General features: G+C 42.9%; 22 protein-coding genes. 16 read left to right on the plus strand and 6 right to left on the minus strand.

Annotated elements, in window-relative coordinates; translation table 11 throughout:
* Window positions 1-36: 36 nt before the first annotated feature.
* Window positions 37-498 carry a GNAT family N-acetyltransferase gene (locus tag CBF27_RS08375; protein ID WP_170175057.1) on the plus strand — a complete coding sequence of 154 codons (462 nt, stop codon included), beginning with the start codon at window positions 37-39 and terminating at the stop codon, window positions 496-498.
* Window positions 499-505: 7 nt separating this feature from the next.
* Here the strand turns inward: CBF27_RS08375 and CBF27_RS08380 are convergent, their stop codons facing one another.
* Window positions 506-940 (minus strand): GNAT family N-acetyltransferase, encoded by a 435-nt coding sequence (locus tag CBF27_RS08380; RefSeq protein WP_245986006.1) that lies wholly within the window; start codon window positions 938-940, stop codon window positions 506-508.
* Window positions 941-1,049: 109 nt separating this feature from the next.
* Between CBF27_RS08380 and CBF27_RS08385 the strand changes: the two genes are divergently transcribed.
* The 6 genes from CBF27_RS08385 to CBF27_RS08410 all read left to right on the plus strand — a co-directional run bounded on the left by CBF27_RS08385 (window position 1,050) and on the right by CBF27_RS08410 (window position 6,246).
* On the plus strand, window positions 1,050-2,165 hold the full coding sequence (locus tag CBF27_RS08385; protein WP_126813861.1) for an AI-2E family transporter: 1,116 nt from the start codon (window positions 1,050-1,052) through the stop codon (window positions 2,163-2,165).
* A 95-nt stretch (window positions 2,166-2,260) separates the two neighbouring features.
* On the plus strand, window positions 2,261-3,616 hold the full coding sequence (locus CBF27_RS08390) for a hemolysin family protein (RefSeq protein ID WP_126813862.1): 1,356 nt from the start codon (window positions 2,261-2,263) through the stop codon (window positions 3,614-3,616).
* 80 nt (window positions 3,617-3,696) lie between these two features.
* Window positions 3,697-4,251, plus strand: a complete 555-nt coding sequence (locus CBF27_RS08395; protein ID WP_245986008.1) for a helix-turn-helix domain-containing protein — start codon at window positions 3,697-3,699, stop codon at window positions 4,249-4,251.
* A 122-nt stretch (window positions 4,252-4,373) separates the two neighbouring features.
* Window positions 4,374-4,751, plus strand: a complete 378-nt coding sequence (locus CBF27_RS08400) for a GntR family transcriptional regulator (protein ID WP_126813863.1) — start codon at window positions 4,374-4,376, stop codon at window positions 4,749-4,751.
* Window positions 4,748-5,464 (plus strand): ABC transporter ATP-binding protein, encoded by a 717-nt coding sequence (locus CBF27_RS08405; protein WP_342774789.1) that lies wholly within the window; start codon window positions 4,748-4,750, stop codon window positions 5,462-5,464. Before CBF27_RS08400 ends, CBF27_RS08405 begins: the two co-directional genes overlap by 4 nt.
* Window positions 5,465-5,595: 131 nt before the next feature.
* On the plus strand, window positions 5,596-6,246 hold the full coding sequence (locus CBF27_RS08410; protein ID WP_126813864.1) for an ABC-2 transporter permease: 651 nt from the start codon (window positions 5,596-5,598) through the stop codon (window positions 6,244-6,246).
* A gap of 96 nt (window positions 6,247-6,342) precedes the next feature.
* On the opposite strand, the gene dhaS is transcribed toward CBF27_RS08410, so the two are convergent.
* Window positions 6,343-6,894 (minus strand): dihydroxyacetone kinase transcriptional activator DhaS, encoded by a 552-nt coding sequence (gene dhaS / locus CBF27_RS08415; RefSeq protein WP_126813865.1) that lies wholly within the window; start codon window positions 6,892-6,894, stop codon window positions 6,343-6,345.
* Window positions 6,895-7,050: 156 nt separating this feature from the next.
* On the opposite strand from dhaS, the gene dhaK reads away from it, so the two are divergent.
* The 5 genes from dhaK to dhaQ all read left to right on the plus strand — a co-directional run bounded on the left by dhaK (window position 7,051) and on the right by dhaQ (window position 11,254).
* A complete protein-coding gene (gene dhaK / locus CBF27_RS08420; protein WP_126813866.1) occupies window positions 7,051-8,037 on the plus strand; it encodes a dihydroxyacetone kinase subunit DhaK in 987 nt (328 codons plus the stop codon).
* A gap of 12 nt (window positions 8,038-8,049) precedes the next feature.
* Window positions 8,050-8,628, plus strand: coding sequence for a dihydroxyacetone kinase subunit DhaL (dhaL, locus tag CBF27_RS08425; RefSeq protein ID WP_126813867.1), 579 nt, complete (start codon window positions 8,050-8,052; stop codon window positions 8,626-8,628).
* A 1-nt stretch (window position 8,629) separates the two neighbouring features.
* Window positions 8,630-8,998 carry a dihydroxyacetone kinase phosphoryl donor subunit DhaM gene (gene dhaM / locus CBF27_RS08430; RefSeq protein WP_126813868.1) on the plus strand — a complete coding sequence of 123 codons (369 nt, stop codon included), beginning with the start codon at window positions 8,630-8,632 and terminating at the stop codon, window positions 8,996-8,998.
* Window positions 8,999-9,016: 18 nt separating this feature from the next.
* Entirely contained in the window at window positions 9,017-10,147 is a 1,131-nt protein-coding gene (locus CBF27_RS08435; protein WP_126813869.1) for a glycerol dehydrogenase, read from the plus strand.
* A gap of 111 nt (window positions 10,148-10,258) precedes the next feature.
* Entirely contained in the window at window positions 10,259-11,254 is a 996-nt protein-coding gene (gene dhaQ, locus CBF27_RS08440; protein WP_126813870.1) for a DhaKLM operon coactivator DhaQ, read from the plus strand.
* Between the two features lie 100 nt (window positions 11,255-11,354).
* Here the strand turns inward: dhaQ and CBF27_RS08445 are convergent, their stop codons facing one another.
* From CBF27_RS08445 to CBF27_RS08455, 3 genes are read right to left on the minus strand one after another with little or no spacing between them, the layout of a single operon-like run.
* Window positions 11,355-12,125, minus strand: a complete 771-nt coding sequence (locus tag CBF27_RS08445) for a LytR/AlgR family response regulator transcription factor (protein WP_126813871.1) — start codon at window positions 12,123-12,125, stop codon at window positions 11,355-11,357.
* Window positions 12,122-12,727 carry a GHKL domain-containing protein gene (locus CBF27_RS08450; RefSeq protein ID WP_126813872.1) on the minus strand — a complete coding sequence of 202 codons (606 nt, stop codon included), beginning with the start codon at window positions 12,725-12,727 and terminating at the stop codon, window positions 12,122-12,124. Before CBF27_RS08450 ends, CBF27_RS08445 begins: the two co-directional genes overlap by 4 nt.
* A gap of 50 nt (window positions 12,728-12,777) precedes the next feature.
* Entirely contained in the window at window positions 12,778-13,419 is a 642-nt protein-coding gene (locus CBF27_RS08455; protein WP_148112289.1) for a hypothetical protein, read from the minus strand.
* Window positions 13,420-14,083: 664 nt separating this feature from the next.
* Here CBF27_RS08455 and CBF27_RS14480 point away from each other — a divergent pair.
* The 4 genes from CBF27_RS14480 (at window position 14,084) to CBF27_RS08475 (ending at window position 19,481) form a co-directional block, all read left to right on the plus strand.
* Entirely contained in the window at window positions 14,084-14,638 is a 555-nt protein-coding gene (locus CBF27_RS14480) for a lectin-like domain-containing protein (protein ID WP_126813874.1), read from the plus strand.
* Window position 14,639: 1 nt separating this feature from the next.
* On the plus strand, window positions 14,640-16,802 hold the full coding sequence (locus CBF27_RS14485; protein ID WP_126813875.1) for a SpaA isopeptide-forming pilin-related protein: 2,163 nt from the start codon (window positions 14,640-14,642) through the stop codon (window positions 16,800-16,802).
* Window positions 16,803-16,816: 14 nt separating this feature from the next.
* Window positions 16,817-18,385 carry a SpaH/EbpB family LPXTG-anchored major pilin gene (locus CBF27_RS08470; RefSeq protein WP_126813876.1) on the plus strand — a complete coding sequence of 523 codons (1,569 nt, stop codon included), beginning with the start codon at window positions 16,817-16,819 and terminating at the stop codon, window positions 18,383-18,385.
* A 241-nt stretch (window positions 18,386-18,626) separates the two neighbouring features.
* Entirely contained in the window at window positions 18,627-19,481 is an 855-nt protein-coding gene (locus CBF27_RS08475; protein ID WP_126813877.1) for a class C sortase, read from the plus strand.
* Between the two features lie 187 nt (window positions 19,482-19,668).
* Here the strand turns inward: CBF27_RS08475 and CBF27_RS08480 are convergent.
* On the minus strand, window positions 19,669-19,859 hold a 191-nt coding region (locus tag CBF27_RS08480; RefSeq protein ID WP_148112290.1), incomplete at its 5' end, for a transposase domain-containing protein.

Here is a 19,859-nt window from a genome sequence, read left to right on the forward strand (position 1 = left end):
TTTATAAAAAATCGACTCAATAAAAGAGGTGTTGAAATGACTGTGACGATCCATCAGGTGACCTATGACAGCGCTGACTACCACCGGCTGTTTTGGATACGGAATGACGTGCTGCGGCGGCCGTTGGGGTTGGTGCTGCAGCGCGCTGATTTCCCGGAAGAAGCGCAGACCTGTCATTTGGGGGCGCTGCATGACGGTGTGTATATCGGTGCCGGCTGCTGTCTGCTCAAAAATGGCGTCATGCGGGCGAGTCAGATTGCCGTGCTGCCCGAATATCAAGGGAAGGCTGTCGGGCGGCTGCTGATGAATGAAATTATTTCTTTGGCACGGGGCAAAGGGGCTGAAAGCGTGGTGCTGGATGCGCGGCAGACCGCCTTTGCCTTTTATGAAAAGCTGGGGTTTACTTATGCCGGCAGGCCGTTCACCAAACTTGGCGTGTCGCACCGCACGATGATATTGCCGCTAAAAAAAGCCCCTTCCGCAAGGGGAAGAGGCTGAGAGACGCTTAGCGAAGCTCTTTTTTCATGTCATAGTGGGGGATATTGGCATCCAAATATTCGTTGCCGTACGCCTCATACCCGAGAGTACAGTAAAATCCTAGTGCAGTGGTCTGGGCGCCGAGTACTAGCTCTGTTGCCCCGGCAGCACGGGCGAAATCCTCAGCTGCCAGCATGATTTTTTCACCGTATCTTTTTCCGCGGGCCGCCTTCAGTACAGCGACGCGCTGGACTTTGTAGATGGCGTCTGATTTAGGCAGCAGCCGGCAGGTCGCAAGCGGACGGCCCTCATCGTAAAGCACAAAATGTGTACAGCTGTCCTCTGCCATGATTTCCTCCGTTTCCGAGACATGCTGTTCTTTGATGAACACGTCTTTGCGGATAGCCAGCGCATCGCGGTAAACGGCTGATGTTGTATCGGCGGTGTGGCGGATTGTTATCACTCGAATCATCCCCTTGAACAAAATTATCGAAAAATGAAGCTTTTTTTTCTGAAATCAATTATACTATAAACTAGATGTATTCGCATGTTGTTATTTCTGGAGGAATGTCATGATAGATAAGTTAATGAAGTCCAAGCTGATGTTTTGGTCACTGGAGCTGTTGATTCTGGCAGCGCTGATTTTCGTCAGCAGTCAAATCAAGTTTCTGTTTGCCCCTTTGTTTACGTTTATCTCGACTCTTTTTGCGCCGATTTTGATTGCGGGCTTTTTGTTTTACGTCTTGAACCCGCTGGTACAGTTTCTGCAAAAAAGAGGTATTAAAAAAAATCTGGCTGTCGCCATTGTCTTTCTTGTGCTGATTGGCGCGCTGGTACTGTTGTTTGTTATGATTATTCCAAATCTTGTGAAGCAGTTCGGGCTCTTGATTAACGCCACACCCGGCATTATTGCCAAGGTCGAGCAATTCATCAATGACGTGGTGCAGCATCCCCAATTCAAAAATTTGGATATTGAATCGTATCTTAACCAGCTGGATATTTCATTTGGCGAAATCATCAAGTCAACTGTCAACAACGTCACCACCAGTATCGGTGCCATCGTATCGTCAGTTGCCAGTGTGCTGGTCGTGGTCTTGACCGTCCCGTTTATTCTGTTTTACATGCTGAAGGACGGCGACCGTTTTATCCCAAGCATCCAAAAGTATTTTCCGAAGAAGCACGAACAGGAGATTACTTCGCTGCTGGCAAAAATGAACCGGACGATTTCCAAATATATCAGCGGTCAAGTCATTGAGTGTACGTTTGTTGCTATTGGGACATTTATCGGTTATTTACTGATTGGTGTCGATTATGCTTTCTTGTTCGGCTGTATTGCCGGTGTAACGAACATGATTCCTTATATCGGTCCTTATCTCGGATTGGCTCCGGCGGTTTTCGTCACGGTATTTACCGACCCTTGGAAGGCGCTGTTAGCCTGCGTGGTCGTCCTGATTGTTCAACAACTTGACGGCAACATCGTTTTTCCGAATGTTATCGGTAAAAGTCTGGACATCCATCCATTGACGATTATCCTGATTTTACTGGTGGCGGGCAACATTGCCGGACTGCTGGGAATGATACTCGGAGTGCCGTTTTATGCTGTGGTAAAAACAATTGTTGTGCACGTTTATGACATTGTTAAACTTAACCAGCATGAAAAAATATTAAATCGGTCAAAAAACTCATAAACTCAGTATGGACTGATTGCCAAACGGGGTACTTTGTGATAGGATTTTTCTATAATGTGTACATTTTAATTTATTAAGTAGGGAGAGAATAGCTTATGAACGCTGACCCTGGGAGTCAGTCGCTTATTGCTAATATATTATTATTAGTTTTTCTAACTTTGTTAAACGCCTTTTTTGCCGCTGCTGAAATGGCTGTTGTGTCGGTTAATAAAAACCGAGTTGAACAGAAAGCATCAGAAGGAGACAAAAAGTCTCAAAAATTGCTGAACCTGATTATGGATTCCGGCAACTTTTTATCAACTATCCAAGTCGGAATCACCTTGGTGAATATCCTGTCAGGTGCCTCTTTGGCAGACAGCTTTTCTTCAAAATTAGCACCGTTACTGGGCGGCACGCTGATTGCTAAAAAAGCGTCACAAGTTATCATCCTGATTTTGTTAACGTATATATCCATTGTGTTTGGTGAGTTATATCCAAAACGTATTGCCTTGAACAAATCCGAGGAAGTTGCCAAGTTTGCCATGAAGCCGATTAAACTTATCGGAGTCATTGCCAAACCGTTTGTGTGGCTGCTTTCCAGTTCGACCAATCTGCTGAGCCGGCTTACACCGATGACTTTCGATGATGCAGATGATAAAATGACCCGTGAGGAAATGGCCTATATCTTGTCGACCGAGGACGTCCTCGACTCCGATGAGCTGGAGATGGTCCAGGGGGTCTTTTCACTGGACGAGACGCTCGCACGGGAAATCATGGTGCCTCGGACCGAAGCCTTTATGATTGATATCCACGACCCGATACAGGAAAATATCGATAAAGTGGTATCCAATACGTTTTCCCGTATTCCGGTCTACGATGACGATAAAGACAAAGTCATCGGTATATTGCACTTGAAAAATCTGTTAAAAGCTGCGCGGAAGGACGGTTTTGACAAAATCGACCTGCTGGATGTGATTCATGAGCCGCTGTTCGTACCGGAAACGATTTATATCGATGACCTGATGCTCGAATTGAAGAAGACTCAGAACCATATGGCGATACTTTTGGACGAGTACGGCGGGGTCGTCGGTCTAGTGACTCTGGAAGATTTACTGGAAGAAATCGTTGGTGAAATCGACGACGAGTCCGATGAATTGTCCATCGAGCAGCTGTATACGAAAATTGCGCCCGGCGAATACCTTGTGCAAGGGAAAATGCCAATCGACGACTTTAACAAATCCTTTAACACGACGCTTGATATGAGCGATGTGGACACGATGGCAGGGTACATGATTACTGCTCTAGGTGTCATTCCGGATGAAGGCGAGCGGATTTCCATCAACGCGGAAAATCTGACATTGACAACTGCGAAAATGGAGGGCACGCGCCTGTTGGAACTGCATGTCAAAGTTCATGACAAGCCGTCCGAAGAGGATGAACAGCCCGCAAAAAAATCGACAAAAGATGAGTAGATAAAACTTCCAGGCCGAACGCTTGGAAGTTTTTCAAAGTGTATGAAAACGGCAAAAATGCTTGCAAAGAGGTGACGTTATTGGAAAATATCGGTGCAAAAGTAAAGAAACTGCGGCAGGAGAAAAACCTGACGTTAAGAGAGATGAGTGAAAAAATTAATTTATCCACGGGCTATCTGTCACAATTTGAACGAGGTATCACGACCATTGCGGTGGAATATTTATACAAAATTTCAGATATTTTGGGTGTCAGCATCAATTATTTTTTTTCCGAGTCTGAACCGGCCGATTCGATAGTGTTGAGAAGCTATGAACAATCTGTCTCCAAAATCCTCAACCAGTGCGTGTACCGCTCGTTGAGCCACACATCGGCTGAAAAAAACATGGCCCCCGAAATCGTCGAGCTGTTGCCTGCGATGGGGAAGCCCGAAGTGGTAAAAGTTTACCCGCATGAAGGAGAAGAGTTTGTCTATGTGCTACAAGGTGTTTTGACACTGCTCTTTGAGGACGAAGAGTATCATTTGTATCCGGGCGATTCTGCCCATTATTTATCAGACACGCCTCATAACTGGATGAATGAGACCAATGATGTGGTGAAAATTCTGGTCGTTCACAGTCAAACGGAGATATGCTGAGAGGAGCCAATTGAAAAGCACTGTTCTGTAAAGCGTTGCAGAACAATGCTTTTTTTTTGTTACCAGAAGATAGTTAATAACTGTTAATAACTGTTATACACTGTTTATAGAAAGGAGGACTTATGAATATCATTATTAATAATTCTTCAATGATTCCAATTTATGAGCAGCTCATTGACCAAATAAAATCCCAAATCATTGATGGACGCATCAGTGAGGGAGAGAGTCTTCCTTCGGTCAGGGCTATGGCCAAGGAATTACGTATCAGCGCGCTGACGGTCAAAAAAGCGTATGACCTTTTAGAAATGGAAGGTTTTATTACGACTGTCCACGGTAAAGGGAGCTATGTCAACAGCTTGAATGTCAGCGTGTTAGAAGAGGAGAACAAAAAAGAAATTGAAGCGGCATTTGATCATCTGATAAAAAAAGCACGTCTTGCCGGTTTGACAGATGAAGAGATTGCGTCGTTATTTACAATGTTATTGGAGGGGGAACAATGATTTCTATCAAAAATGCGAAAAAAAACTACCCTAATTTTCAGCTGGAATGCAGCCTTGAAGTACCTGCCGGCTACATTAGCGGAATCATTGGAAGCAATGGTGCCGGCAAAAGCACCTTGTTTAAATTGATGCTCGGGTTGATTTCTGCAGATGGCGGGCAGATCGAGCTGTTGGGAAAAGACATCAGGCAGATGGATGCGAGGGATAAAGAACAGGTGGGAGTCGTACTGACAGACACCGGCTTTAGCGACTTTCTTAATATCAGGGAGATTGCCAAAGTGCTCGGTTCATTATACAGCAAGTTTGATAAAGAGCTGTTTCATTTATTATGCGACAGGTTTCAGCTGCCCCAAGACAAAAAGATTCAGGATTTTTCAACAGGGATGCGGGCAAAGTTAAAGACGATTATTGCTGTGACCCACGATGCCCAGCTTTTGATACTGGATGAAGTCACAGCCGGTTTGGATGTCATTGTCAGAAATGAAATCCTCGACTTGCTCCGGGAATACATGGAAGAAAATGAGGAGCGGACGATTCTAATTAGTTCGCATATCTCTTCGGATTTGGAGCACCTTTGTGATGATATTTACATGCTTAAAGAAGGCAAAATTATTTTGCATGAAGACATGGATAGACTGCTGAGCCAGTATGCCGTGCTGAAGCTGGATGAACAGCAGTATGCAAATATTGATAAAACATATATTATGGCGTAAAAAAAAGAGCCATTCGGTTATCTTTGCATGACTAATGAACGGCAGTATTATCTGGAAAACTATCCTGATGTCGTGATTGAAAAATCGGCCATTGATGAGCTGATGCTGCTGATGAATCGAGGTGAATTGCGATGATCGGGTTGCTGCGAAAAGATTTATATGTGCTGAAATCCCAGAAATTATTTGTCACACAACTTATTTTTGTAGTGATAGCACTGGTAATCGGGTATGAGGAACCGATTTTAGGGGTGTTTGCGGGGACGATTCTGGCATCAACGTTGAGTATTACGACGATTGCATATGATGATTACAATAACAGCAGCACCTTTTTGTTCACGCTGCCGATTTCCCGTAAAACGTATGTTGTCAGCAAATATCTGTTCAGCTTGCTGTTTTGTGTGGCTGTCAGTATGGTTGTTAGTCTGATTATATTTTTCTGGCATTTTTCGCTTTTGACTGCCGGCGGTCTCGGGACATGGCTGCTGCAGGTCCTGATTGTCACGCTGGCTCCGATGCTCTTTGCATCGTTAATGATACCAATCAACTTAAAATTCGGTACCGAACGGGGTAGAATCGTGATGGTCGTGCTCTTTGTAGCGGTTGGTATCTTGTCGCCGTTTGCCTCGGATTTGATTCAATCAGCAAGGGCTCAATCGTTCCTTTTGTTTATCAGCAGACAAGACACATGGATGTTACTGTTGCTGTTTGTCGCGGTCATCAGCTTGGTTGCTTTGTTTTCGGTGGTCATCAGCGTACATGTCATGCGCAAAAAAGAGTTTTAAGTATGTCGACTTTAAATTGGACTGTTTATAAAGGGGAAGCCTGCACTCGCTATTGATTGAGTGCAGGCTTTTTTTGCCTTTGTTCAGCAGTTTGCTTTAAACCGCTTTGCCGCAGAAATGGTTTAAGTTTTGACTAAGCGCGCTCTCAATCTGGGTAAGGTCTTCTTTGCAGTTTGAGGCAAGCCAGTCTTTGATTGTGCCTTTGAGGGCGTATGCTAAAAATTTGATTTGCTGTTCCTTAACGAGCGGGTCAGTGTACGGTCTGCCGGCTGTATCTGCAACAATGACTGCTACCAGCTCTTGGCAGTGGGGCAGGACGAGGTCATCAAATGCCACAGGCGGCGGCAAGTACAGCACCTTTTGGTAATACGGCTGATTCTTTTGAAAATGAACCAGCAAACGGTGGATGATGGCTGTCCAGTGTTCATATCCGATAAAGTCGGTGACGGTTTCTGTCAGTTCTTGGTGATAAATCCACGTTAGCAAATCATATTTATCTGTGAAATAATCATAAAAAGTCTGTCGCCGGTAATCGGCTGCTGTCATAATTTCTTTCACCGAAATTTTCTGGAAATCCGTTTGTTTCAGCAGGTTTTTAAACGAATAGGCGATGACTTTTTTTGTAATGAGCGAGCCGTTGGGCATCATAGTGTTACACCTCAATTTTCTTCTATCAGCATAACAAGTTATACAGGTCTTGACAAATCAATTTTTTGTTAAACGGACACATTTCGGAATCTGTCCATTACAAAGAAAGTGTTTTCACTATACAATGTGACTGTAACAACTTGAAAGGAGACGGACATGAAAAAGATAATAAACCGGACAGATGATGTCCTAACAGAAATGCTTGACGGCTTGACATATGCGCACGATGAGCTTGTTGCGCGTGTGAACGAAACCGGTATCATTACCCGCGTACAACACGAGGCGGGAAAAGTCGGGCTGGTCAGCGGCGGCGGCAGCGGTCATGAGCCAGCGCATGCGGGGTTCGTCGGAAAAGGCATGTTGAATGCGGCAGTTTGCGGGGAAGTTTTCACCTCACCGACACCTGACCAAATTTTGGAAGCGATTAAGCTAGCTGATCAAGGGAGCGGCGTTTTCCTGATTATAAAAAACTATTCCGGCGATGTGATGAACTTCGAAATGGCTAAGGATTTGGCAGAAATGGAAGGGATTGCAGTTGAGAGTGTGATTGTCGATGACGATATCGCAGTTGAAGACAGCACTTATACAGCTGGCCGCCGTGGTGTGGCGGGGACGGTCTTGGTTCACAAAATACTTGGTGCGGCCGCTGATCAAGGCAGAACGCTGGCTGATATCAAGCAGTTGGCAGAGGCATTGGTCCCGCGTGTCAAAACATTGGGTGTGGCGCTGTCGGGGGCAACGGTGCCCGGTGTCGGGCATCCCGGTTTTGTCCTGGAAGAGGATGAGATTGAGTTTGGTGTCGGGATTCATGGCGAGCCGGGTTATGAGCGGACTAAACTGCAAACGTCACGCATGCTGGCGAAAGAAATTGTCGGCAAGCTGAAAAAAGAAGTGCAGTGGACAGCCGGCGACCATGTCGCGTTGCTGGTCAACGGGTTGGGAGCAACGCCCTTGATGGAACAATATATCTTCATGAATGATGTCAAGGCGCTGATGGCTGAGGAAGGGTTAATCGTCGCTTTCAAAAAGGTCGGGAATGTGATGACGGCCATTGATATGGCCGGTTTGTCACTGACGCTGCTCAGTTTGACTGACGACTGGTTGGATTTGCTGCATTATCCGGTGCAGACAATTGCGTGGTAAGAGGGGAAAAACATGGAAAAAGAAAAAATCTTAACGTGGCTGCACTTATTTGCAGACAAGGTATCTGAAAACAATCAATACTTGAGTGACTTGGACAGCGCTATCGGTGATGGCGACCACGGGACGAATATGGCCCGCGGCACAACAGCAGTTATCGACGCCCTGGAAGAAAAACAGCCGGAAACGGTGACGGATATTTTCAAGCTGACTGCCATGACACTCATCAGTAAAGTCGGCGGAGCATCGGGTCCGTTGTACGGCTCGGCATTTATGGGGATGACAAAAGCTTCGATGCAGACGGACGATGTACAGCAGATCCTTGCAAGCGGTTTAGCTGAAATTCAAAAGCGCGGCAAGGCGGTCGCAGGTGAAAAAACAATGGTTGATGTCTGGGTACCTGTTGTATCGGCTCTGAAAGAAAATACTTTGACCGCAGACAGCATCACGCAGTTTGCTGAAGCGACCAAAGAGCTGCAGGCGACAAAAGGGCGGGCTTCGTATCTTGGCGAACGTTCGGTCGGACATATCGACCCGGGGGCTGTGTCAAGCAGCTATCTCTTTAGTACAATGCTGGAAGCAGGGGTGATTTAACATGGGATTGGGAATCGTCATCGTCTCCCATGTCGGAGAAATCGTTACCGGTCTTGAGCGGCTGCTGAATGAAGTGGCTAAGGATGTCGACATCACAGTGGCGGGCGGTCTTGAAGACAACGGCATCGGCACAAGTTTTGAAGCGATCACAGCGGCATTTGAAGCTAATCCGCAAGATAAACTGCTGGCATTCTATGATTTGGGGAGTGCCAAAATGAATCTTGAAATGGCAATGGAAATGTCTGAAAAAGACATCGTGCTTTACGATACGGCGCTGGTGGAGAGCTGTTATACAGCCGCCGCTTTGATTCAGGCCGGTGTTGATTTTGAAACAATTGATCAGCAGTTACAACCATTAAAGGTTAAATAATACTTAGGAGGAAGCAACATGAGAAAAGCATTTATTTGTCCAACAAAATACGTTCAAGGTGAAGATGAATTATTAAATTTGGGGTATTATATCAAATCATTCGGTCAGTCCGCTCTGCTGATTGCCCATCAGGATGATATCGACCGCGTGCAAAAACAGCTGGAGGAAACACAGAAGCGGTTTGGCGTGAGGATTGTTGCAAGCCATTTTAACGGGGAGTGTTCCCGACCCGAAGTTGCCCGTCTGCAAGCAGTGGCCAAAGAGCATAAGACAGACTGCGTTATCGGTTTAGGCGGCGGCAAGGCAATCGATACGTCCAAGTGTGTGGCGGAAGGCGAAAACTTGATCATCGTTCCGACTATTGCGGCGACCGATGCACCGACCAGCCACTCGGCAGTCCTGTACACGGAAGACGGCGAATTCGACGACTATGCTTACTTTAAACAAAGCCCAAGCGTGGTCATGGTCGACACGAAAATCATCGCCAATGCACCGACCCGTTTTCTAGTAGCAGGTATCGGCGATGCGTTGTCCACTTTATTTGAAGCGCGTGCGACAAAACAATCATTTTCCAATGTCAATGCCGGCTTGCCAAACGGCTATTTGACAAAAGAAACAGCACCGGCGAAAAACACGATTGCCGCATATACACTGGCTAAAGCCTGCTATGAAACCATCATGGCTGACGGCTATAATGCAAAAATCGCGTGCGATAACAACGTTGTCACGCCGGCATTGGAAAATGTGGTCGAAGCCAACATCCTGTTGTCAGGACTGGGATTTGAAAGCTGCGGGCTGGCGGCAGTCCATGCGATTCACGACGGGCTGACTGCGCTGGAAGGCACTCATCACTATTTCCACGGTGAAAAAGTCGCCTTCAGTGTGATTTGCCAATTAGTGTTGGAAAACGCGCCGAAGGAAGAATTGTACGACGTGCTGGATTTCAGTTTGTCGATCGGCTTGCCGGTTTGTCTGGCAGACATCGGGGTAGACAGCATTTCTTATGACGAGGCGCTGGCTGTTGCGGAAAAAGCATGTATCCCTGAGGAATCAATCCATGCTATGCCATTCCCGATTGATGTTGACCAAGTAGCCCAAGCTATTATTGCTGCTGATAAAATCGGACGGGATTACAAAGAAAACCATTAATAGAAGACAATCTCGATAGCCGCTCATGCAGCGGCTATTTTTGTCGATAGTCATTTCCTGAGTGAGTGTGATATGATAACAGATGAAAATGTCTGATAGGAGAGAGTGAGCATGACCCAAATCATCAATAACAAACAGGATATGGTGGACCAATCACTGGATGGCGTTGCGTTTATCCACAAACACCGGCTGGAACGTGTAGCGAAAACCGGTATCATCAAACGGAGAGACTTGCAGTCCGTCCGAGGAAAAGTAGCACTCATCAGCGGCGGCGGCAGCGGTCATGAGCCGGCTCATTTTGGTTATGTGGGGGCTGGCATGCTGTCGGCCAGTGTCAGCGGACCGGTTTTCGTTCCGCCGTCAAGCGCTGAAATTTATCAAGCAATTCAGCTTATGAAAGAAGCTAGCGAGGTATTGCTCATCATTAAAAATTTTGAAGCAGACGTGCGCGAATTTCTACTGGCTGAAAAAAAAGCCAAACAGGACGGGTTCTTAATCGACCATGTCATTGTGGATGATGATTGCTCAGTTGAGGAAGGCAGTTTGAAAAAAAGGCGGCGCGGGGTGGCAGGCACTGTTTTTGTCCATAAAATCTTAGGCGCAGCCGCTGCCGAAGGCAAAAGTCTGTCGGAACTGAAAGAAATGGGCGAAGAGGTCATTGCCAATATGAACACACTAGGAGTCGCACTCCATTCGGGGAAAATCACCGGTGAAACAAAAGAACTGTTCCAGCTCTCAGAGGGACAAATTTCTTTTGGCATCGGGATTCATGGTGAAGCGGGGTATCGTGTGGAGCCTTTTTATTCATCTGAATATCTCGCCAATGAACTGGTCAACAAGCTGGCAGCACAGTCTGACGACATCAAAGCCCACGATCTTGCAATTATGATTAACGGTTTGGGCAGTACGACCGCGATGGAACAGTTTATTTTCGCCAATGATGTCCAGCGGCTGCTGCAGCTCGAAGGCATACAAGTCGCTTTTCGGAAAGCCGGCAATTTTATGACATCGACAAACATGGCGGGGATTTCTTTAAGTTTTCTTATTTTGAAAGACACAAGCTGGCTGACTTACTTGGAAGCAGGAACTGACAGCTTTGCGTGGTGATGGAGGAAAGGCAGGAAAAAAAAGCAGTAAGCCCCTTTCCGCATCAACATGAAGAGGGGCTATGGTTGTTTTAAAAATTAGTTTAGCATTGTTTTAATAATTAGGATAAAGCATGTATTTGCCGTTCCTTTAAATACTTTTCGAAATAATTAATTTTTCTTTTGGAGATTGGGCAGGCAATGTTGTTGGGCAACAGTACCAGCCCTCTTTTTTTATCTATTTTTTCGATTTTAACTGGATTGACCAGACAGGATCTGTGTGTTTGAAATAGAAAAGAAAATTTTTTTTTGCATTGCGAGAGCGTTCCGTAAAATTCTACTATGTCATTATTAGTATACAGCAAGAGCTGATGGGAATTGGGAGAGCTTTGTAAACAGATGACATCATCAATAGCGACAAAAAAGGTTTTATCGAACAGTTTATAGCTGAAAAAATCATCATTGCTTTGCCATTCTTTATGAAAAAAATCTGAACAGTATGATAAACACTGATTCAGCCTGAAGAGCAGTGCTTCTTCGTCAAAATCTTTCAGGATATAATCAACAGCCTCTATTTTTTTTTCGAATACCGACATTGAAAATTCTGGATAAGATGTCAAAAAAATAATTTTTGCTTGCGGTAGCTGGCTGCGTATGTTCGCTGCTAAGTTTAATCCGTTTTTTTCATGATTGAGCACGATATCCAAAAAGAATATCTTACTGTCGCTCATCTCCTTCTGCTTAGTAGTAATATGTTCAATGATTTTATTAGGGTCCCCGGTGGCGAAATTGATTTTCATATCGAAATCATTAATCAAAATACATTTGTTGATAAGGGACATCAGTTTTTCTCTATATGAATCGTTATCTTCACAAACTATTAAATCAATCATTTGTTGACTGCTCCTTTATAAATTGTTAATGTTGCAATAAAGAAATGGTGAGCAACACTCAAGTTAACTCTGGTATTAGTACTTTTTTCAGATAGACTGAACAGCGACGACAATCCGATTCCACGGTCAGTCCCCTTCGTCGACACACCGTAAGTTGAAATCTTAGTGAGCGAAAGGTTGTTTTCTCTGACTGGGTTTTTGACCTGGATTTCAATACCGGTTGTTGAACTTTTTATCGTAATGAAATATTCGGAAAAGTCGTTTTTTTGACAAGCTTCAACGGCATTATCAATGAGTATTCCCAGCATACGAATGAGGGACAGATTATCAGTGAAAAAGGAATCGACTGGAGAAGCAACTTGAAAAATGGTCAGGATGTGACTGTCTGTATAAGCCATGATTGCTTTGCATTTTAAAAAGTTGCGCACGGTTTCGTCACTGATTTGATCCAGCACTTCCAAAGCAGGCGTACGTTTAAACACTGCCTGGTTCGCTTCTGAGATGATGGCCTGGATGTGTCCTTTGACGTGCCGACTCAGTTGATCCTGTTGCAGCTCTCCCAGAGATAATAGGATATTTTTCAAATCGTGTTTGAATGTCATCGTTTCCTTATAATTGTTTTCAATTGTTTTACTGTATGCCAGAAAACTGTCTAGCTCTTTTTTTTTTGGGTTTTTAGATGGTTCTCTTGCTCAACTGTTTTAAATGAAAAGAACATTACAAGGATAGTTACTGTGAAAAAAAGAAGCAAGAGTACGCTGAAAACCACAATGATTTCGATAGCGCTGTTGAAGTAATACGCCGTAAGTGCCAGTATAAACAGGCACGCAATTAGAGTCAGCTGAACCCCTAATATACTGTAAAAATATTTTTTATGCATTTTGAGCTTTGAAAGATATTCCGTCAAGAAAACGGCTGGTTTGTTTTTGGCAAATAAAACTCCGGCAAGAAAACACGTTAAAAAAATCAGCACGGCAATTTTATGACTGTAAAATGGGGGGAATTTGTACAAAATAGAAAGGTTCAATCCCCAATACAGCAGCAAACCGACCACAACTGACACTAATGAGAAAGACAACGCCGTAATAATTTTAAATAGATAGATAAAAAAGTCAAGCGGTGTCTCAAAATCTGTTATAACTATTAAAAATAACAGAAATAACAGGAACGACCAATTTCCGCCGGAAGTATAACTAAATGAGATGGGCAGCAGAAGAATAAGAACCCATACATCGTTAAGACGGAAGATACTTTTAAAATTTATTAAATGTTTTATTACAGCAGCAAAAAACATATAAATGAATAATGAGAATTCTAAATAAGAAAAAAAGATCATAAAACCACTCCGATTTCTTTTATTCATGTTCATTGTAAATTAATAGTATATAAAACACAAATATGACAATTTTTTTTGTTTAAGGTATTCATTAAATTTATATAAATCACCTTAATTGGCCAATTTCTCTGAGTTATTCATTAAACTTGCAGGTTCTGTTTAAACTATTTGCGGGGGATATCTATTAGTGTGATAAAAAAGTGCTGCTGTTTCATTTTTCCGATTATTTATAACTACTAAATACTCAAGTCTTTTATTAAAGGATACTTGAACGGACCCGAGATTACCTAAAAGGTTTTTTTAAAACGCTAAGGGCATCGGCGGCTGTCCTCTTTTTTTTCAGTTATAATAAGAATTAGTGGCGAGACAGTCTGTTTTTGCTTGAAAATGATTACCGGATTTTACTGAAATTTAACAGTTACACAAGCATCCTCTTTTAAAACACCATAAAAATTGTCTTAAATTTATATATTATTTATAAAAGAGGAAGGTTTGCCAGTTTATCAGGTAGTCTTGTTATTTATTGCAATCGATTGCGTTGGTTGCAACTTATACGCTCAAGTTAATTATGGCATCAGCTACTCAGAAAAGAATAAAAAGGAGGGGGGGGAGAAATATAAGAATGACAGAAAATACTAGAATATCTGGTTATTTTTTCCTAAAAAGGCTTATCATGTTTTTGTTTGTTGGGTTGTTTTTCTTTTTAGGGAAAAGTTTGATTGCATTTGGTGCTGATGAGTACTGTCCGGTTAGCCCAGCGCCACCACCAGTTTGGTCCGATGGTGTTCCGGCACCGCCCAACAACAATTTGGATCTCAGCCAATATTTTTACATTCCATCTGTTGGAACATCATCAGAGGCAACTAACACAGGGCGTCCGGATTGGTATAACCGAAGCGTTGCTGTCCTGACAACAGATAGCCCGGAGCAATTTGGGGTCATGTGGGGAAAGCCGCAAATCGATTTGACACAAGACTTTGAAATACATGCATACGTATATTTGAACAGCTTTAGCACACCAGAACTGCCTGCTGACGGAATCGCCTTTGTTCTGCATAATGACCCTGACGGGACCTATGCGTATGGGAGGCAAGGCTGGGGACTGGGTGCCTACGGGCATCGGGGGTCTAATTTGACACGTCCCGCAAAAAAAAATCAACAACGCGCTCGTTTTTGAAATGGACACATTTTACAACGGCGAAAAACCTGAAATAGGAGTCAACCAGTTTAATTACGGTCAAAATGGTGGCAACTATTATGACGGTCATACAGCTGTAATGGAAACGAATAGAGATACGACGGAGCCAGAAGATAAAAGTCAGTATGGAAAAATGTATCATCAGGCAGTCTATCATGGCGGGATAGATGGTCCAAAACTCGCAAGAAACGAATGGCAAGAGTTTTCAATGAAGTGGTTTGCACAATCTCAAACGGCTGTTTATAGTTTGGAAGGCTATCCTGATACTGTTTATAGAGTTAGAAACTTGGAGTATACTTTTGGTGGTACTAAAGCGTACTTTGGATTTACTGCTTCTACTGGCGGCTCATATTCTCACCAAAGGGTATCGATTGATAAAATACCTGGTGCTAGAGTAACCGTGTACTACAAAGATATTGATACAGGGGAAGAACTCGCACCGTCTGAAGAGTTATGGGGCTATTTGCAAGAACCGTGGGAGAGTGAACAAAAGCAGATTGACGGTTATACATTTGTAAAAGTAGAAGGTCCTGAACAATGCGGGTATGGACCGACCAACGGTATTTTTATGCCGGATGAACAGAGCGTAACTTATTACTACCAAAAACCAAAGAATTACAAAGTAAATGTAAAAAAACTTTCGTCAGTTGAGTCGCAGCCTCTTTCAGGCGCGCAATTCCGCTTAGAGGGCGCAGGCTTGAGTGTTGTTCTGAGAGACAAGGGAGACGGTACGTATGAATTTCCCAACAATGAAGTGTTAAAGTTCAACACTACTTACACATTGACGGAGATTAAAGCACCTGCCGGACATACTGTCCCAAAAGAGAAAACTTGGACGATAAGGATCGACGGCAAAGGCAATGTTCAAGTAAACGGCATGCCTTATGAAGTGAATGGCGATACGATTGCTTTGGAGATAGTGAATGAATTTAAACCGGTGCCTGTAGCGATTCGGAAGTATACCATGCTTGACGATAATCAGCAACACAACCTAGCTGGAGCTGTCTTCCAGCTTCAACGGGAACAAAATGGTTATGGTTATCAATTGGTGAAAGATGCTTCAACTGGGGCGGATGGTATCGCAGCATTTGCTATCAACTTGCCTGGAAATTACAAGATAAAAGAAGTTACAGCTCCTATCGGATACAGCCTAACTAGCGGTGACTATGAGTTTATGGTTGATTTGACTGGCAAGATTCACTATCGTGGCAATAACATAGACCAGAAACAATCTGTCTGGACACTCCTACATATGAATGAGCTAAAACCATTTAACTTAACCTTGGCAAAAGTAGATGAGAGCGGTAAGCCGCTAAAAGGAGCTAAATTTCAATTGACGGGACCGGAGTACGACATCACTTTACCGGCCGGAAATGAACAAATCGATAAATTCTCTTTTAATGATTTACCCCCTGGTGATTATCAATTAAGAGAAATCAAGGCACCCGAAGGCTATGATGGATTGACGAAGCCAGTCGACATCAAAATAACTAAAGAGGGCAAAGTGACAGTTGACGGGAAAGCTCAACAAGATGTATTGGTTGTAGGAAATGCAGCAAATCAAATCGCTATGACAATCAAAAATAACCAGCATCGGGAACCGTTTCAGTTTTATAAGGTTAACGAAGCTGGCAATCCTATGAAGGATGTTGAGTTTACATTATACGAGTGTTTAAATAAGGACAATGATCACATACATAGCTTGTTTTATGGCAATCCGATTGAGGGATGTTGGCAATTGAAAGAAGTTGTTAATAGTGGGAGTGATGGATTGGTATCCTTTAAAAATTTGGACGCCGGAAATTATTTGTTGTCGGAAACCAACACTAATTCAGGTTACGAATTACCTACGGGGTATTGGACAATCCAGTTTGATCCATCACAAAAGCATTTAGATGAACGCGTTCAAATAACCGCGCATGGTGACAAACTACCGCCTGCTTTTTTCAAAGAGCGTCAGGATGATATGGAAGTCTATAAATTGCCTAATTACCCTGTCACGATACTACCGATGACTGGAACAAACGAGCATTTAATTGTCATGATTTTGGGAGTGGTGATTATTGGATCAGGCATAATATTCAGCATCACAGTAAAAGAAACCAGTCCAGCAGAAAGAGCAACAAAAAATAAAGAGAAATAGAGAGGAAGTAACAAATGAAACGAGCTTTTACGAAATTAATATCAGTAGCATTGGCATTCTTGTTCATGTTTGTACCGATTATGAACTTAAAAGCGGAAGCATCATCATTGCCGCCGGAAAAGGGAAACCTATTTATTCACAAGTATTACATGGAGGATATCAGCAAGGCAGGGCTGCCTAATGACGGAAAAGAAACAGTTGTTCCTGATAAGGCGGTTCCGCTGTCAAATATCTCATTCAAACTGTATAAAGTCACACCTGAAAATGGCCGATACCCTGAAGGGAAAAGTGTCGTTGTTGACGCGACTGCACTAACTGTGACAGATGAAGATGTTACTTATAAGTTAGCAGAAGCAGTGGAGGTTAAGACTGATGACACAGGACTTGCCACCGCCAAAGATCTGGCACAAGGCGTTTATGTTGTTGTTGAACAACCAGCTGAACCTGTGACTATTGATGGAAAAGAAATCAATCTTAGTCCTGTAGAACCGTTTGTAACACATGTTCCTATGACAAATCCAGAAGGTAACGGTTGGTTGACAGATGTACATGTTTATCCAAAAAACGAAGGGTTAGTAGCTGAGAAAGTTGGAGGCACGTCACTTTCCAATCAAATCGGTGACATTATGTCTTACCGTATTAACACGAAAGTACCTAATGGTGTTTATGACGCCAATGAAGCTGTTAACGCTAAAATCAAGTACGGCATTAACGACACATTGGATGCTGCGTTGACACTGCAACAAGATACGGTAAAAGTTTACTTGACAGATGAACTGACTGGAAAAACTACTGAAGACAAATTACTTGTAGCTGGTGTTGACTACAACCTTGTCAGCAATCCAAGCTTCACAGTTGACTTTACAGATGTCGGACGTAAGAAATTATCAGACAGCAAGTATGTTGCGATAACATTTGATGCGAAAGTAAATGAAAAAATCTTGTCCAAAAAAGATGTTACTACAGTAGACAATACAGCAGTTGTTGATTTCACCAATAAAAATGGCGATAACATCACAACAGAAACACCGGCTGTTACAATTCATACATCAACAGTTCAAATCGAGAAAATCAGTGCCCGTGATAGTTCGAAATTAGCAGGTGCAACATTCCAAATTGCAAGCTCAGAAGCAAATGCAAAAGCAGGCAAGTTTTTGAAGAAAGACAAGGATGGAAACGTTCTTGATGTTGGTGCTACAGGTTATGATGAAGCAGGAGAGTGGGCTGAAATAACAGATGCTCAGGGTGTTGCTTCGTTTAAAGGAGTGAAAGATTATACCTCTGTCCTTAATGAGCAAGGAAAAGAAGAGCAAATTACTTATTTAAGTTATTGGATTGTGGAAACAAAAGCTCCTGCTGGATATCATTTGTTAGATGCACCAGTTCAGGTGACTTTCAATGAAGAAACATCTGCTGGGGAAAATCCGATGTACACAGTTAAAACACAAATTAAGAACAGTAAAAAAGGTCTACTGCCAAAAACTGGTAGTATGACAGCCATCGTTCTTTCAATTTCTGGTATAATTGTTTTAGGTGTCGGAGTTATGTTGAACATTATTTTCAGCAAAAAGAAACACGCATAATTGATATAAAGGAATGAAGGATCAGAGATTGAGTGCACGCAGTCAATCTCTGCCTTTTTTACAATAGTTTGAAAGTGACAGGCTGGCAGATGCTTATCAGAAAGACGATGGCGTCCAAACATGTTATGTCAATACCAAACATAATTTTATGAGAAAATTTTGAGACAGCGAATGTTCCGCTCACTCATTTATGTTATTAGTTGTACTGTAAAGCGGAATGCGGCATGGAATGGAGTTTGAGATGAGACGACGAATGCTGATTACACTTACGTTTGTCATGATTGGAGTAGGATTGATCGCATACCCACAAATCAGCAAACGGATATATGATAGTAAAATGACGAGTCAGACAGTGGACTATACTAGAAAGATCAGTCAGACTGAAAAAGATAAACTAAAAAAAGAATGGCAGAAAGCAGTTGAATATAATCAGAATCTTGTCGGGAAGCCCACACGCGACCCTTTTATCCCAAATAGCGGTATGACCTACCCGGATACTTATTTACAGGTTTTGAATTACCCTGACGAAACAATGGCTATTATAGAGATTCCCAAAATAGCTGTTCACCTGCCTGTATATCACGGTACGAACGAGTCTGTGCTGCAAAAAGGTGTCGGCCACATGGAAGGAACCTCTTTGCCGATTGGGGGAAAAGGTACTCATAGTGTTTTGACTGGGCATACTGGTCTCGCTCATTCTAAAATTTTTACTGATTTATCCGAGTTAGCAATTGATGATTTATTCTATATCCATGTGCTTGACAAAGTACTGGCTTATAGGATTGATCAAATCAAAGTGGTAAAACCTGACAAACTTGATGATTTAAATTTAGATGCCAAAAAAGATTATACGACATTGATAACGTGTACCCCTTATGGAGTAAACTCGCATCGTTTGCTGGTTCGCGGGGTACGTACAGAGTATATTCCGGCTGAAAAAGAAAAGATTCAACCTGTGACTAAAAAAACAGAAGCCGACAGGATTTTAGAAAAAGCGGTTATCATTACCAGCGGTATCATGTTATTTTTGATATTGCTCACTTACGTTTTAAAAAAATACTCTACCAAACGAAATGCAGAAATAAATAAATCATAAAACCATTTGAAGTAAAAATCACCTGTGAAAACGGGTGTTTTTTTACTTATTTAAAAGGTTCGGCTGTCGGTCGCGAAGCTTTTTATTAGAATGAGATGATTTCGTTTCCTGATATTATTTTGTAAGCGCCTGATAAAACAGTACCTACAAACCAAATAGCCTGACCTTTATACTAGAGTCAGACTATTTACTGTTTATCAAAAGTATATGTTGCCCGGCAAAGTTGTTGAACTTCCTCTGCCCAAGGTAAACATTGATCCAATGCGTCAGCGGTCAGCACCTCGAGATTGGGGATGCGCTCAAACAGGAATGTCAAATACTTTCCCGGATCAAGCTGGTTGGCTTTGGCCGTCCGAATGATGCTCAGGAAGATACCCG

This window comes from Vagococcus acidifermentans, assembly GCF_003987655.1.
In the GTDB taxonomy this organism is placed as follows: Bacteria; Bacillota; Bacilli; order Lactobacillales; family Vagococcaceae; genus Vagococcus_B; species Vagococcus_B acidifermentans.

Bases quoted from the DNA above. Each gene is read 5' to 3' on its own strand.
- CBF27_RS08385 (WP_126813861.1), top strand. From the start codon at position 1,050: ATGATAGATAAGTTAATGAAGTCCAAGCTGATGTTTTGGTCACTGGAG.
- CBF27_RS08375 (WP_170175057.1), top strand. From the start codon at position 37: ATGACTGTGACGATCCATCAGGTGACCTATGACAGCGCTGACTACCAC.
- CBF27_RS08470 (WP_126813876.1), top strand. From the start codon at position 16,817: ATGAAACGAGCTTTTACGAAATTAATATCAGTAGCATTGGCATTCTTG.
- CBF27_RS08450 (WP_126813872.1), bottom strand. From the start codon at position 12,727: ATGACATTCAAACACGATTTGAAAAATATCCTATTATCTCTGGGAGAG.
- CBF27_RS14480 (WP_126813874.1), top strand. From the start codon at position 14,084: ATGACAGAAAATACTAGAATATCTGGTTATTTTTTCCTAAAAAGGCTT.
- CBF27_RS08475 (WP_126813877.1), top strand. From the start codon at position 18,627: ATGAGACGACGAATGCTGATTACACTTACGTTTGTCATGATTGGAGTA.
- dhaK (WP_126813866.1), top strand. From the start codon at position 7,051: ATGAAAAAGATAATAAACCGGACAGATGATGTCCTAACAGAAATGCTT.
- dhaL (WP_126813867.1), top strand. From the start codon at position 8,050: ATGGAAAAAGAAAAAATCTTAACGTGGCTGCACTTATTTGCAGACAAG.
- CBF27_RS08435 (WP_126813869.1), top strand. From the start codon at position 9,017: ATGAGAAAAGCATTTATTTGTCCAACAAAATACGTTCAAGGTGAAGAT.
- CBF27_RS08410 (WP_126813864.1), top strand. From the start codon at position 5,596: ATGATCGGGTTGCTGCGAAAAGATTTATATGTGCTGAAATCCCAGAAA.
- CBF27_RS08455 (WP_148112289.1), bottom strand. From the start codon at position 13,419: ATGTTTTTTGCTGCTGTAATAAAACATTTAATAAATTTTAAAAGTATC.
- CBF27_RS08445 (WP_126813871.1), bottom strand. From the start codon at position 12,125: ATGATTGATTTAATAGTTTGTGAAGATAACGATTCATATAGAGAAAAA.
- dhaM (WP_126813868.1), top strand. From the start codon at position 8,630: ATGGGATTGGGAATCGTCATCGTCTCCCATGTCGGAGAAATCGTTACC.
- CBF27_RS08405 (WP_342774789.1), top strand. From the start codon at position 4,748: ATGATTTCTATCAAAAATGCGAAAAAAAACTACCCTAATTTTCAGCTG.
- CBF27_RS08400 (WP_126813863.1), top strand. From the start codon at position 4,374: ATGAATATCATTATTAATAATTCTTCAATGATTCCAATTTATGAGCAG.
- CBF27_RS08390 (WP_126813862.1), top strand. From the start codon at position 2,261: ATGAACGCTGACCCTGGGAGTCAGTCGCTTATTGCTAATATATTATTA.
- dhaS (WP_126813865.1), bottom strand. From the start codon at position 6,894: ATGATGCCCAACGGCTCGCTCATTACAAAAAAAGTCATCGCCTATTCG.
- CBF27_RS14485 (WP_126813875.1), top strand. From the start codon at position 14,640: ATGGACACATTTTACAACGGCGAAAAACCTGAAATAGGAGTCAACCAG.
- dhaQ (WP_126813870.1), top strand. From the start codon at position 10,259: ATGACCCAAATCATCAATAACAAACAGGATATGGTGGACCAATCACTG.